This is a genomic window from Clostridium sp. MCC345 (assembly GCF_018785345.1).
Lineage (GTDB): Bacteria > Bacillota > Clostridia > Lachnospirales > Anaerotignaceae > Anaerotignum_A > Anaerotignum_A faecicola.
This window is the reverse complement of sequence record NZ_WQPP01000064.1, coordinates 105520-119140: the sequence shown is the minus strand read 5'-3', so window position 1 is coordinate 119140 and position 13621 is coordinate 105520. Positions and strand designations below refer to the sequence as shown.

General features: G+C 50.0%; 14 protein-coding genes. 11 read left to right on the top strand and 3 right to left on the bottom strand.

Annotated elements, in window-relative coordinates; translation table 11 throughout:
* Positions 1–21 precede the first annotated feature (21 nt).
* The 4 genes from GPK49_RS11690 to GPK49_RS11675 all read left to right on the top strand — a co-directional run bounded on the left by GPK49_RS11690 (position 22) and on the right by GPK49_RS11675 (position 6410).
* Entirely contained in the window at positions 22–2652 is a 2631-nt protein-coding gene (locus GPK49_RS11690; RefSeq protein ID WP_215678072.1) for a cation-translocating P-type ATPase, read from the top strand.
* Between the two features lie 91 nt (positions 2653–2743).
* Positions 2744–3649: a LysR family transcriptional regulator gene (locus GPK49_RS11685; RefSeq protein ID WP_016407559.1), complete on the top strand. Its 906-nt coding sequence runs from the start codon at positions 2744–2746 to the stop codon at positions 3647–3649.
* 117 nt (positions 3650–3766) lie between these two features.
* Complete coding sequence (locus GPK49_RS11680; RefSeq protein WP_016407558.1) at positions 3767–4111, top strand: ArsR/SmtB family transcription factor; 345 nt, start codon at positions 3767–3769, stop codon at positions 4109–4111.
* A gap of 130 nt (positions 4112–4241) precedes the next feature.
* A complete protein-coding gene (locus GPK49_RS11675; RefSeq protein WP_215678069.1) occupies positions 4242–6410 on the top strand; it encodes a heavy metal translocating P-type ATPase in 2169 nt (722 codons plus the stop codon).
* Positions 6411–6462: 52 nt separating this feature from the next.
* Here the strand turns inward: GPK49_RS11675 and GPK49_RS11670 are convergent, their stop codons facing one another.
* The 3 genes from GPK49_RS11670 to GPK49_RS11660 are packed head-to-tail and all read right to left on the bottom strand — an operon-like array spanning position 6463 to position 8276.
* The gene (locus GPK49_RS11670) at positions 6463–6648 is read right to left on the bottom strand and encodes a DUF951 domain-containing protein (protein WP_016407556.1); all 186 of its coding nucleotides are present in this window, start codon (positions 6646–6648) and stop codon (positions 6463–6465) included.
* Between the two features lie 3 nt (positions 6649–6651).
* Positions 6652–7566, bottom strand: coding sequence for a mechanosensitive ion channel family protein (locus tag GPK49_RS11665; protein ID WP_016407555.1), 915 nt, complete (start codon positions 7564–7566; stop codon positions 6652–6654).
* A 5-nt stretch (positions 7567–7571) separates the two neighbouring features.
* A complete protein-coding gene (locus tag GPK49_RS11660) occupies positions 7572–8276 on the bottom strand; it encodes a gamma-glutamyl-gamma-aminobutyrate hydrolase family protein (protein ID WP_215678066.1) in 705 nt (234 codons plus the stop codon).
* A 199-nt stretch (positions 8277–8475) separates the two neighbouring features.
* Here GPK49_RS11660 and GPK49_RS11655 point away from each other — a divergent pair, with 199 nt between their 5' ends.
* The 7 genes from GPK49_RS11655 (at position 8476) to GPK49_RS11625 (ending at position 13514) form a co-directional block, all read left to right on the top strand.
* The gene (locus tag GPK49_RS11655) at positions 8476–9177 is read left to right on the top strand and encodes a 5'-methylthioadenosine/adenosylhomocysteine nucleosidase (RefSeq protein WP_215678063.1); all 702 of its coding nucleotides are present in this window, start codon (positions 8476–8478) and stop codon (positions 9175–9177) included.
* 160 nt (positions 9178–9337) lie between these two features.
* A complete protein-coding gene (locus tag GPK49_RS11650; protein WP_016407552.1) occupies positions 9338–9799 on the top strand; it encodes a hypothetical protein in 462 nt (153 codons plus the stop codon).
* Between the two features lie 601 nt (positions 9800–10400).
* On the top strand, positions 10401–10952 hold the full coding sequence (locus tag GPK49_RS11645) for a hypothetical protein (RefSeq protein ID WP_215678061.1): 552 nt from the start codon (positions 10401–10403) through the stop codon (positions 10950–10952).
* A gap of 60 nt (positions 10953–11012) precedes the next feature.
* On the top strand, positions 11013–12311 hold the full coding sequence (mtaB, locus tag GPK49_RS11640; protein WP_215678058.1) for a tRNA (N(6)-L-threonylcarbamoyladenosine(37)-C(2))-methylthiotransferase MtaB: 1299 nt from the start codon (positions 11013–11015) through the stop codon (positions 12309–12311).
* A 163-nt stretch (positions 12312–12474) separates the two neighbouring features.
* Complete coding sequence (locus tag GPK49_RS11635) at positions 12475–12735, top strand: IreB family regulatory phosphoprotein (protein ID WP_016407549.1); 261 nt, start codon at positions 12475–12477, stop codon at positions 12733–12735.
* Between the two features lie 27 nt (positions 12736–12762).
* The gene (gene ruvX, locus GPK49_RS11630) at positions 12763–13191 is read left to right on the top strand and encodes a Holliday junction resolvase RuvX (protein WP_215678055.1); all 429 of its coding nucleotides are present in this window, start codon (positions 12763–12765) and stop codon (positions 13189–13191) included.
* Positions 13192–13208: 17 nt separating this feature from the next.
* A complete protein-coding gene (locus GPK49_RS11625) occupies positions 13209–13514 on the top strand; it encodes a DUF1292 domain-containing protein (protein ID WP_016407547.1) in 306 nt (101 codons plus the stop codon).
* Positions 13515–13621: the final 107 nt, after the last annotated feature.

Below are 13621 nucleotides of genomic sequence, written 5' to 3'. Positions count from 1 at the left end.
CAAAAGACGGAGCGTGAGAATATGGAATGGTGGAGCATGACACCGACAGAGGTGCTGAAAAAATTGCGGACGGAGGAACGGACGGGATTAAGCGAAAACGAGGCAAAAAAGCGGCTGGAAACGGACGGAAGGAACAGAACGGAACAGGGAGAGGGCAAAAAGGGCTTTTGGCGGCGGTTTCTGGCGCAGTTTAATGATTTTATGATACTGCTGCTGATTGGGGCGGCTGTGGCTTCGGTTGCGATTTCCTATTGGAACGGTGAGAAGGATTTTCTGGATGCGGCAATCATTCTGGCGATTGTGGCACTGAATGCGTTTCTGGGCGTTTTGCAGGAGAGCAGAGCGGAAAAGGCATTGGAGGCATTGAAGGCACTTTCTGCGCCAAGGGCAAGCGTGCTGCGAAACGGCGAGGAGAAGGAAATTCCGGCGGAGGAGGTAGTGCAGGGGGATATCCTTTTGCTTGCGGCAGGAGATTATATTTGCGCGGATGGGCGGATTCTGGAAAACCAAGGGCTGAAAACGGAGGAAAGCGCGATTACGGGGGAAGCGCTTGCGATTGAGAAGGAGGAGGGTGTTCTGGCGGAGAAAACACTGCCGGGTGACCGCAAAAACATGGTGCTTGCAGGAAGCTACGTTCTCGCGGGGAGAGGCACGGTTGCGGTGACGGCAACGGGCATGGCGACCGAAATTGGACAGATTGCAGCCCTTTTGGCGGAGCAGGAGGAGCGCGAAACGCCCTTGCAGAAAAAACTGGGGGAGACAGGAAAGCTGCTTGGCATGGGGGCGCTGATTATCTGCGGCATTATCTTCGGGATGGGGCTTTTGCGAAGGCAGCCGCCGTTTCCGATGTTTATGACCTCTGTGAGCCTTGCGGTGGCGGCAATTCCCGAAGGACTGCCTGCGATTGTGACGATTGTGCTTGCGATTGGGATGCAGCGGATGGCAAGGAAAAATACGATTATCCGCAGACTGCCGGCGGTGGAAACCTTGGGGAGCGCAGAGGTCATCTGCTCGGATAAGACGGGGACGCTGACGCAAAACCGCATGAAGGTGACACGGCTTGCGGCAATCGGGAAGGGCTTGGAGCAGGACGAGGAAAAGCGAAGATTCATTCTGACGCTGTTTACGCTTTGCAATGATGTGAAGCGGCAGGGGACAAAAATCATTGGGGAGCCGACGGAAAAGGCACTTGCGGAGGCGGCAGAGGAAGGCGGGGTATCGCTCAAGGGGCTTTGGGAGGAAATGCCCAGAATCGGCGAGGTACCGTTTTCCTCGGAGCGAAAGCTGATGACAACGGTGCATCCCAGTGGGGGGAAATGGATTTCTGTGACGAAGGGGGCACCCGATATTCTTTTTGAGAAATGCGCATACTGCCTGGATGGCGGCAGACAGGCTGTATTTGATGGCAGAAGAAAAAGCGAGGCAAGGCTGAAAAACGGCGAGATGGCGGCAAATGCCCTGCGCGTGGTGGCGGTGGCGTTTCGGGAATGGGACGAGGAGCCGCTCTTTTTTACGGCGGAGGAGCTGGAAAGGGAACTGGTATTTGCAGGGATGGCAGGGATGATGGACCCACCGAGACCGGAGGCGCAGACAGCAGTGGAGATTTGCCAAAAGGCAGGGATTCGTCCTGTGATGATTACGGGAGATCATGCGCTGACAGCACAGGCGATTGCCGCAGAGCTTGGGATTTACCGTGCAGGGGATACCGTGCTGACGGGGCAGGAGCTGGAACAGATGTCGGATGAGGCACTGGAGCGGGCGGCAGAGGATTGTACGGTTTTTGCGCGCGTTTCGCCGGCACATAAGGTGCGGATTGTGAAGGCATTTCAGAAGGAGGGGCGCGTGGTTGCCATGACGGGGGACGGCGTGAATGATGCGCCTGCGCTCAAGGCGGCGGATATCGGCTGTGCGATGGGGAAAAACGGCACAGAGGTTGCCAAGGGTGCGGCAGATATGATTCTGATGGATGATAACTTTGCGACAATCGTGGAGGCGGTGCGCGAGGGACGCGGCATTTATGAAAACATCCGCAAGGCGGTGCATTTTCTGCTTTCGAGCAACATCGGCGAAATTATGACGATTTTCGTGGCGATGTGCTTTGGCTGGGCAACGCCGCTTTTGCCGATTCAGCTGTTATGGGTGAACCTTGTGACGGATTCCCTGCCTGCGATTGCATTGGGGGTTGACCCTGCGGACGCGGACAGCATGGAGCAGCCGCCGCGGAAGGGAAATTCCCTCTTTTCGGACGGCATGGTGAGCAGGATTGCCTTAGAGGGGGCGATGATTGGGATGCTGGCACTGCTTGCCTTCGGGATCGGGCATATTTATTTTGACGAGGAAAGGGCATATATTACAGGGCGGACGATGGCGTTTGCGGTGCTTTCGCTTTCGCAGCTGATACACGCCTTTAATATGCGGTCGGAGCATTCGCTGTTCCGGATTTCGCCCTTGGGGAACCCGATGCTGCTGCTGGCGTTTTTTATCGGGTGTCTGATGCAGATTGGGGTGATTATGGTGCTGCCGCTGGCGGAGATTTTCAAGGTATGTCCGCTGAATGGGAAGGAATGGCTTGTGGTTGCGGCGTTGGCATTGGCACCCTTGCCGATTGTAGAATTAGAAAAGCTGTGCGACAGGCGGCGGAGAAAAAAATGAAAAAATTGTTATCATTTTTACTTATCGCGCTTGCGTTGGCTCTTTGAATTCTGTATAATAGAAGAAACCAAAGAAAAGGGAGGTTCCCCTCATGAAAGTTGATGTTTCGTTAGATTTATATCGTATTTTTTGTGCAGTTGTCCGCACGGGCAATATGTCTGCTGCGGCAAGAGAGCTCTTTATTTCACAGCCTGCGGTAAGCATGTCCATTCGTCAGCTGGAGGACCGCATGGGCAGTCCGCTTCTGGTGCGTACGGCGAAGGGGGTTTATCCCACCGCGGAGGGCAAGCTGTTATATACCTATCTGGAGCAGGCGTTGGGACTGATTCAAGCGGCGGAGGAAAAATATTATCAGATGGTACACATGGAGATGGGGGAGCTCAAGATTGGCGCGAGTGATACGGTCATTGCCAATTTCCTGCTGCCTTATCTGGAAAAGTATCATAAGCTGTATCCCGATATCAATATTAAGGTGACGAATAAGACAACCTACGAATCGCTCAGGCTGCTGAGAAACGGCAGTGTGGATGTCTGCTTTATCAATTTGCCGATTGCGGAGGATGAGGATTTAGAGGTAACGCCCTGCATTGAAATTCATGATGTTCTGGTGGGGGGCGAGCGGTATCGGATGCTTGCGGAGATGGGCATGGAATTGAAGGATTTGCCGAAATATCCCCTGCTTTTATTGGAGGATCTGAGCAATTCGCGCCGCTATATTGACCGCTATGCAGAGGAAAACGGCGTGGTGCTGAACCCGATTCTGGAGCTGGGGAGCAGTGATTTGCTGGTAAGCTTTGCGGAAATCAACCTTGGACTGACGTATGTGATCGAGGAGTTTACGCAGAGGGAGCTGCAGAACAAGCACCTGTTTGAGATTCCCGTGGAACCGCCCGTACCGAAGCGGAGCATTGGGATGGTGCGGCTGAAAAATGTGGCAATGCCGCATGCGTTAAAGGGATTTATCGACCTGATTGAGTTTCCGAAGGAAAAGAATTAAATCGAAATCGGGATTTCGGTGTGTTATTGATGAAAAAATTATCAATAGCAGCGTTGACAAAGTAAAAATAATGCGTTAATATATGAACAGATATTCATATAAGAAAAGGAGCGAGCCATGAAGGAGACACCGATGCAGGAAGAATTTGATATGGAAAAGGAACTGCAGCAGGAGTTTATTCAGGAGCTGGCAGAATTTTTCAAGATTTTCGGGGATGCGACCCGTATCCGCATTTTGCAGACCCTGCTGGAGGGGGAGCGAAATGTGGGGGATTTGGCAGACGTACTGGAAATGAGCCAATCCGCTGTGTCGCATCAGCTGCGCGTACTGCGGCAGAATGATCTTGTAAAATACCGCAAGGAGGGCAAAACCGTGTTCTATTCTCTGGACGATGAGCATATTCGGATGGTTCTGGAGCAGGGTATGACGCATCTGCGGCATAAGCGTGGATATCACGAATAAAAAAGGAACAGGCTGTAATGATATAGGTGTAAGGATATCTGGAAATTACAGCCTAAATTTTCAAATGTTATATGAACAGTTATTCAAACGAACAAATGAGAAAGCAAACAGCGAAAAAAGAGGTGTGACTATGTCTGAAATGAAGGTAGCATTAAAAGGGTTGACCTGCGCGAACTGTGCGGGAAAGATTGAGGATACGCTTTCTAAGCTTTCTGAAACGCAGGAGGTTTCCATCAATCTGCTGCGGCAGGAAATGACAGTAAAGCTTGCGCCAAATGCTTCGGCAGAGGAAATGCAGGAAACGGTGGAACGGGTGGTGCATAAATTTGAGCCGGAGGTAGAGGTTGCCTTTTTGCAGGGGCAGAAGGCAGAGCATCATCATGCGCATCATGAGCATGAGCATCATCATGACCATTGCGGCTGCGGCTGTGACGATGATGACGATTGCTGTGCCTGTGGCTGTGGCTGTGGACATGACCATGCGCATGGGGATGAGAATGTGTTCGGCAGAAAATTTTTCCTGCGGTTTGGCATAGGGCTTGCGTTCTTCCTTGCGGCTGTTTTCCTGCATGAGGGAACGATCTGCACGATTCTTTATATCTGCGCATATCTGATTTTCGGGTATGATGTTCTGCTGCGTGCGGCGAAGCATATCGGACAGGGGAAGGTTTTTGATGAAAACTTCCTGATGTCCTTCTCTACGATTGGCGCGTTGTATCTGGGGGAAATGGCAGAGGCTGTTTTCGTTATGCTGTTCTATCAGGTGGGCGAGGCATTCCAGGAATATGCGGTGGCACGTTCCAGAAAATCCATCACGGCACTGCTGGATATCCGTCCCGATTTTGCACATTTAATCGTGGATGGCGAGGAAAGGAAGGTAGACCCTTCTCTGGTGCAGGTGGGGGATATGATTCTGGTAAAGGCAGGAGAAAGAATCCCTCTGGACGGGGTAATCACGGAAGGACATGCAATGCTGGATACTGCGGCACTGACAGGCGAATCCCTGCCCCGTTCTGTGGGGGCAGGAGATCAGGTGCTCAGCGGCTGCATCAATATGGACGGCAGTCTGAAGGTTCGTGTAGAAAAGGGCTTTGGCGAATCTACGGTGATGAAGATTCTGGAAATGGTGGAAAACGCATCTGCAAAGAAATCCAAGACGGAGAAATTCATCACACGCTTTGCGAGAGTTTATACACCCATTGTGGTTTTGCTGGCGGTTCTGGTTGCGGTTCTGCCGCCGTTGGCAGGGCTTGGGAAATTCTCCCTGTGGTTTGGCAGAGCATTGGTATTCTTAGTTGTTTCCTGTCCCTGTGCATTGGTATTGTCTGTGCCGCTGACGTATTTTGCGGGGATTGGCGCGGCATCCAAGTGTGGGATTCTGGTAAAGGGCGGCGGCGATCTGGATACGCTGAGCCGACTGAAAACGGTTGTTTTTGATAAAACAGGGACGCTGACAAAGGGCAGATTTTCTGTAACGGAGGTAAAGGGCGATGTGCTGAAGCCGGCGGCAATCGGGGAGGCAATGAGCAATCACCCCATTGCACAGGCAATCGTACAGGCATACAAAGGCGAGCTTCCTGCGGCACAGAGCTATCAGGAGCTGGGCGGCTACGGGATTTCCTATGAGCTGGACGGCGAAACGGTTCTCTTGGGGAACAGCCGTCTGATGGAGCATGAAAAAATTGCGTATGAAAAGGCAAACGGCATTGGTACGGTGGTTTATGTTGCAAAGGGCGGCAAATTCTTAGGGTACATTCTGGTTGCGGATACGCTGAAGGAAAACATTGCCGATTCCCTTGCGGCGTTGCGCAAGCAGGGGATTCGGAAGATGGTAATGCTGACGGGCGACAGAAGGGAAACAGCGGCGGCTGTGGCAGAGGAGCTGCAGCTGGATGAATTCCACAGTGAGCTGCTGCCCGAAAACAAAGTGGAATGGATGGAAAAGCAGAAGGGCGCAGAAGGCGACAAGACGGCGTTTGTGGGGGACGGCATCAATGATGCACCCGTACTGGCGGCGGCTGATTTGGGGATTGCCATGGGGGCGATTGGCTCCGATGCGGCAATCGAGGCGGCGGATGTTGTGCTGATGGATGATGATATCGGTAAGCTAGCAGTCGGCATGAAGGTTGCAAGAAGCACAAGAAGGATTGTAAACCAGAACGTGACCTTTGCACTGGGCTTTAAGATTCTGGTGCTGTTGCTTTCCATTCCCGGCATTGCGACGATGTGGATGGCGGTATTTGCGGATGTCGGTGTTTGCGTACTGGCAATTCTGAATGCAATGCGGAAGAAGGCTTAAGCCGAGAGGGTTCGACAGAAAAAAACAGGGTATCCACGGATACCCTGTTTTTTTATTGCTCTTTCGGAATGATTTTTTTTACGTTTTTCTCGAATTTTGCTCTGGGCAGCATGACCATGTGTCCGCAGCCGCAGCATTTGATGCGAAAATCAATGCCGGTTCTGAGGATTTCCCACTGGGCAGAGCCGCAGGGGTGGCTTTTTTTCATCTGCACAATATCTCCGACAGAAAAATCCATACGTTACGCCTCCTTCATCAAATGGACAACCTGCTGGGGGAAGGGGATTTCAATGCCCTCTGCATCAAAGCGGTTTTTGATGCGGCGGCGCAGCTCCGCTTCCACAGCGTAATTCATTTTTACCTTGCATTTTGCAACAATTTTAATGGTAACGGCGGAATCATCCAGACCGATGACACCTGCAACGGTGGGGGTTTCCAGCACAGCCTCCATATCTGCGGTTTTCTGCATCTCATCCTGCAGAACGGCAATGGCGCGGTCGATGCTTTCGCCATAGGCAATGCCGACGGTGACAACGGCGTTGATAAATTCACGGCAGTTATTGGTGACCGTACCGATAGAGCCATTCGGGATGATATGCACAGCGCCGCCGAAATCGCGCAGCTTTGTGGAACGCAGGGTGACGCTTTCGACCGTACCCGTAATGCCCTGAATGGTGACGATATCCCCGACGGCGTAATGGTCCTCAAAGAGGATGAAGAAGCCCTCCATCATATCTCCTGCGATGCTCTGTGCGCCCAGACCAATGGCAACCGAGCCTGCGGAGGCAATGACAACGAGGGATTCTGAGGAAACACCCAGCTGCTTTAAAATAGACATCAGCCCGATGAAATAAATCACATATTTCAGGATGCTGCCTGTGACGGTGCTGAGAGTTTTTGCTTTTCTTTCGGACATGGAAAGCTTTTCGCGCTGTACCTGTGTCCGCAGGAATTTATTGACCAGCTTACTGGAAATGCGAATCATGAGCCAGCAAAGAAAGAGCGTGAACAGAATTTCCAGAAGCTTGATGCCCAAATTGACGGCACCATTGATGGCTGTGGATTTGGCAAGGAAGCCAAGCCCTAAATCCTTCGCAAGCTCCGTGCTGTTTAAATCAGAGGAAAGAGACGAGGTTAGATCATTGATAACATCCATGCTTCTTACCTCCTTGCCTGTTGATATTCTGCCGCCGCCTTCAAGAAGGCAGAGAACAGCAGCCCCATTTCCTCTGTTTTCATTGCCTCGGGATGCCACTGCACGCCGACGGCGAAGCGGTTATCCTTATGCTCAATGGCTTCAATCAGACCATCCGCACTGCGGGCAGAGACAATAAAGCCCTCCCCAAGCGTGGAGCAGGACTGATGATGCAGGGAATTGACAACGGTGCGTTTATTTTCCCAGAGGTCGGTTAAGAGGGTGTTGTCCTCGACAAAAATGCTGTGTGTGCCATAGGAACGGGGTGCCTGCTGGATATGCTTGAGGGTTGTGCCTGCCTGCACGCCGATATCCTGATAGATGCCGCCGCCCTTGACGATATTCATGACCTGCATGCCGCGGCAGATGCCGAGCATGGGCAAATCCTTTTCCAGCGCAGTCTCGCAGATGCGCATTTCACAGGCATCACGGAGGGGGTTAATTTCGCCGCTCTGGCAAAGGGGCTCCTCTCCGAACAGGAGCGGATCGATATCACCGCCGCCGGTCAGCAGAAGTCCGTCCAGAAAGAGGGGCAATGCCTGATGGGGCAGGAGCACGATGGGACAGCCGCCTGCCTTTTCGATGGCAAGGACATAATCCTCACTGAGGGTATATTCCTTTTTTTCGTAAGAATAATTCGGCGCAATGCCGATAATCGGTTTTGTGTTCATTGGTTACACCTCTTACTTTCTTTTTCTCTCCTCAGTATACAGAAGATGCTCTTTTTTTGCAACGGAAGGATGGGAAAATCGGCTTCGACTTGCAGAGTGTATACAGTTTGTGGTATAATTCGTATGCGAGATAAAAACCAAACGGCTGAAGTATGCGGACAGATATCCGCGAGACAACAGAAACGGAGATGACAACGAAATGAAAACCATTGGCATCATTGGTGCAATGTCGGAGGAAATCACATATTTAAAAGAGAAAATCGAGATTGTGACGACAAAAAATATCATCGGGCTGGATTTCCATGTGGGGAAATATTGCGGCAACAGCATTGTGCTGGTCATCAGCGGCATCGGCAAGGTGAATGCGGCTGTCTGCACACAGGTGCTGATTGACCATTTCGGTGTGGATTATATCATCAATACAGGCTGTGCGGGGGCAATTCACCCCGAACTGGGCATTGGAGATATCCTCATTTCCACGGACGCGGTACAGCATGACATGGATGTTTCTGCGCTGGGCGACCCAATCGGGACAATTCCCCGCCTGGCGGAAAGCTATTTCAGAGCGGATGAGATGCTGGTGAAGCTGGCGCAGGAGGCTGCGGCGGAAACGGCGGAAAATTATCATGTGATTCTCGGCAGAGTTGCCAGTGGGGATAAATTCATCGGCACAAAGGAAGGCAAGGAGCATATCAAAAAGTATGTGCAGGGGGACTGTGCGGAAATGGAGGGTGCGGCGATTGCCCATGCCTGTTGGCTGAACCGAATTCCCTTTGTTATCATTCGTGCCATCAGCGACAGCGCGGATGAACAGGCGAATATGTCCTATGAGCAGTTTGTGCTTCTGGCGGCAAAGCGCAGCAGTGAGCTGGTGGAAAAAATGCTGGAAAAGCTGGCGTAAAACTGCCTAAAAAAGAGGCGGAAAATTTGGCTTTCCATGGAAGGTATTGCTCTTGTAAAGGGGATTTTCTTCCTGTATAATGCAATCAGAATCAAAAACAATTTGTACGCAAAATATTGATGCGGAAATGATGAAAGTAGGAAAAAAGGAGGCCTTTCAAATGACGGCAAAAACGCATGGGTACATTACAAAAGAGATTGAACTGGAGCAGATTTATCAGTTTATTTTGAAATTTTTTGACCCCGAGGCAAAGGTAAACCGTTACGAGAATCGTTTTGGTGAAAGCAATGAAATGGCTGTATATTTTACCTATAAGGGAGAGGAAAGACGTTTGTTTACAATGGTTTACAAGAGCCGTAAATTCTCCAAAAACGGCGAGAAGAACAGACTGGTTTTCCTGGATTTGGATTATTGGGGGCACAGCGTGGAAATTATGCGTTCCATTCTGTCCTATTTCAGCGGCTGGTTGGATGAAAACGACTGCGATAAGGAGGAAGCATACTTTATCGAGGAGCAGCCGGACGGCGTGACACCCAATATCATAAAGATTACAAGAAAAGAGCTGAACAGAAGACTGGGTGGCATGGTTGTAATCATTGAGGATGACGAAGAAGAAAAATAAGCGGAAAGATAAGAGAGCCGTATTACCTATAGGGGATGCGGCTTTTTTGTTGCTTGTCGAAAAAAGAAAAATGTGATATGGTATAAACGAGGATTATCGCTCGGCGGTTCAGTCACTTCCTGTAAAGGGGGTGATGTTTATGGTTACATACGCTGAATTGTTTCAATATAGCTTAGTAATCATTGGAATTATCACCTTATGCTTTTTGCATAAGAAATGATAAGAAAAAGACCGCCTAACAGAAGTTAGACGGTCAACCACATTATTACGGACTGACCGCCCTTCCACAAGCGGTAATCCTTTTTCATAGCTCTTATCGCCCTGCGTGAAACAGGAAATAAATAAAAAGTGACAGCCTAACAGAAGTTAGACGGTCATTCACAACTATTACGGACTGACCGCCCTTCCACAAGCGGTAATCCTTTCTTACTGCTATGATAGCATAAAGGAAGGGAAAAATCAATCGGAATCGGGCGTTCTTTTGCAGTGTTTTTGCGATTTTTGCGAAAAAACGGTTTTAACGGGGCGGGCTTCTTGCCAGAGCCCCTGTTTTTATGCTATACTAAAAGATAATTTAAATGCAGAAGGGGCGGTGGAGGATATGCCGGAGGAAAAGGATATACGAACCATGATTGACGAGGATATTGACCGCGTGGAACGTGTTTGGGAGGCATCCTCCTATGACAGCGATGCCTTGGAGGAGCTGTTCCGCCTGCTTCTGGAGCATTATGCCGAAAGAATCGAAGGCTTCACGAAAAGGCTAAAGGTCATTCAGCCGTATGAGGATATCGCGGATATGGCGGAGAATTATCGGGAGAACGTGCGGACATTACTGGAGCGGATGAAGCTGTTTCGGGAAAATGGATACAGCAACGAAGGCTTAATCGAATATTCCATTGCCAAGGAGCGGGAGGAGCTGAATTTTAATGCGGATTTTACAACGGTGCGGCTGGAAATCGGCATGATGCAGGGGCTTTCCCTTGCGGAGCGGGAGGATATCATGGTGCATCTGGATGCCATGGAGACCATCTGCGCGCAGGTTACGCCAAAAAAGGAACGCTGGGAAATGCTCAGAGAGCATCTGGTCTGGCTTTCCGGGAAGGATGTAACGGTAGCAATGAAGATATTACCGTTGTTTTTCAGAATAAATTGATGAATAATAGAGAGCGGCAGAGTGAAAGGAAATTTTTCTGCCGCGAAGGAGCGTTTTAATATGAAGAAAGCAGCAAGTTTTGCATTGGGCTGCAAGGTAAATCAGTATGAAAGCGAAGCCATTGCGGAGTTGTTCGCAGAAAAGGGCTATGAAATTGTGGGGATTGATGAAGAAGCGGATGTGTATGTCATCAATACCTGCACGGTGACGAATTTCGGGGACAAGAAATCCCGTCAGCTGATTCGTAAGGTAAAGCGGCAGAATGAAAATGCCATTGTGGCGGTTGTCGGCTGCTATGCGCAGACCGCACCCAAGGAGCTGATGGAGATTGCAGGCGTGAACCTGGTCATCGGAACGAAGGACAGAGCGCAGATTGTGGAAATGGTGGAGCAGTATGACAGGGCAAACGGCGTGGAAAACCACGTTTCCGATATTATGAAGGAGCGTGTATTTGAGCCGCTTTCCATTCAAAAGCTGGCAAACAGAACAAGAGCCTATCTGAAAATTCAGGATGGGTGTAGCCAGTATTGCTCCTACTGCATCATTCCCTATGCGAGAGGCCCTATCCGCAGCAGAGAGCCGCAGGAGGTTGTGGCTGAGGTAAAGCGTCTGGCGGAGAACGGCTTTAAAGAGGTTGTGCTGACGGGCATCCATGTGGCAAGCTACGGCAAGGACAGAAGGGATACCTCTCTGCTGGATATTCTCAAGCAGGTGCATGAGGTGGAAGGAATTGAGCGGATTCGCTTCAGCTCCATTGAGCCGAATGTGGTGACGGAGGAATTTGCACAGACCATGGCGGCACTGCCAAAGGTCTGCGACCATTTCCATCTTTCCCTGCAGAGTGGCTGCGATAAAACCCTAAAGGAAATGAACCGCAAATATGATACGGAGAAATATCGGCAGGCGGCAGCAACGCTCAGGAAATATCTGCCGAAGGTTGCGCTGACAACGGATATCATTGTCGGCTTCCCCGGAGAAACCGAGGAGGATTTCAGGGAAAGCTATGCCTTTGCGGAGGAAATCGGCTTTGCGAAGATTCATGTATTCCCTTATTCGCCCAAGCGCGGCACACCTGCGGCGGCAAGGAAGGATCAGCTGCTGAATGCGGTGAAATCCGAGAGAAGCCATACGCTCATTCAGCTGAGCGACAGGATGGCGGCAGACTTTCTGGCGGATGCCGTTGGGACGGATGCGGAGGTACTGTATGAAAGAGCCGTCGGAGAGGGCATCTATGAAGGGCATACCACGAACTACATGAAGGTGCATGGCAGAAGCGAAGCCGACCTGACAAACCGCATTGCGAAAACCCACATCACAAGGGCGGAGGGCGAAATGCTTTTCGGGGATGTTGAGGTATAAGAAAAGGAATTTGTAATAATTATGTAAAGAGAATATGGTTGCAATCGAATTACATTTCGGGTATCATAAAGATAACTGATTTTACAGATAACAGGAAATTTTCCTGTGAATATATTTGGGATATAAGGGGGGCGGCAATGCCGCAGAATGGAGAGTGAAAAATATGGCAAATTTACATGAAACACAATATTTCGGCAGATTGGAAAAAGAACCCGAAAACGAAGCAAAGCGAATCCTGATGGCAGTGAGCAATGCCTTGCGGGAAAAGGGCTATAATCCTGTCAACCAGATTGTAGGCTATATCCTTTCCGGTGATCCGACTTATATCACAAGCTATCAGAATGCCCGTGTGCTGATTCGCAAGCTGGAACGGGATGAGCTTCTGGAGGAGCTGGTAAAGGATTATTTAGACCGTAACGAGTAATCGTCGGGAAAAGAAAGAGGAACCGAATTGCGTATTTTAGGTTTGGATTTTGGTGACAAAACCATTGGTGTGGCGGTCAGCGATCCCTTCGGCTGGACGGCACAGGGCGTGGAGATTATCCGCAGGGAAAATCCCATGGAATTTAAGAAATGTATGCGTAGACTGGCAGATCTGGTGGAACAATACCAGGCAGAGACAATCGTTTTGGGCTATCCGAAAAATCTGGACGGCTCCGAAGGGGACAGATGTGTCAAAACAAAAGATTTCTGCGAATGCGTGAAAAGAAGATTTCCCAAGGCAGAGGTTCTGCTCTGGGACGAAAGATTCAGCACCATTGCGGCGGAGCGTTCTCTGCGCGAGGTGGGGCTGAACCATAATCAGAGAAAAAGCGTCATTGACAAGATGGCGGCGGTGCATATTTTGCAGGGCTATCTTGACAGCAAGGCGAAAGGATAAGAATAGAGGAGAATTTTATGGCGGATATTTATGACGAAATCAATGATCTGGAATTTGAAGTGGTTACTATGACAGATGAAAATGGTGATGCAGTGGAGTTTTCCATCATTGATAATGTTGCCTGCGGCGGCGAACGCTACCTTTTGGTAGTGGAAACAGAATTGATGGATGATGATGAAACAGATGCCATCATTCTGAAGGAGGTTTCCATCAATACGGATGATGTGACGTATGAATTGGTGGAGGATGACGCGGAATTTGACCGCGTGGCGGATTTGTTTGCCCAGAAGGCAGAGGATTATACCGTAGAAACGGATGACTGATTGACGAATGTATTAGGGTGATTTTTTGCGGTCTGCAAAGGTCCCTTTTTATACAAAAATGAGCGGAAAAAGAAACAGCAGAATACGGAAGGAAAAACAGCAGCACT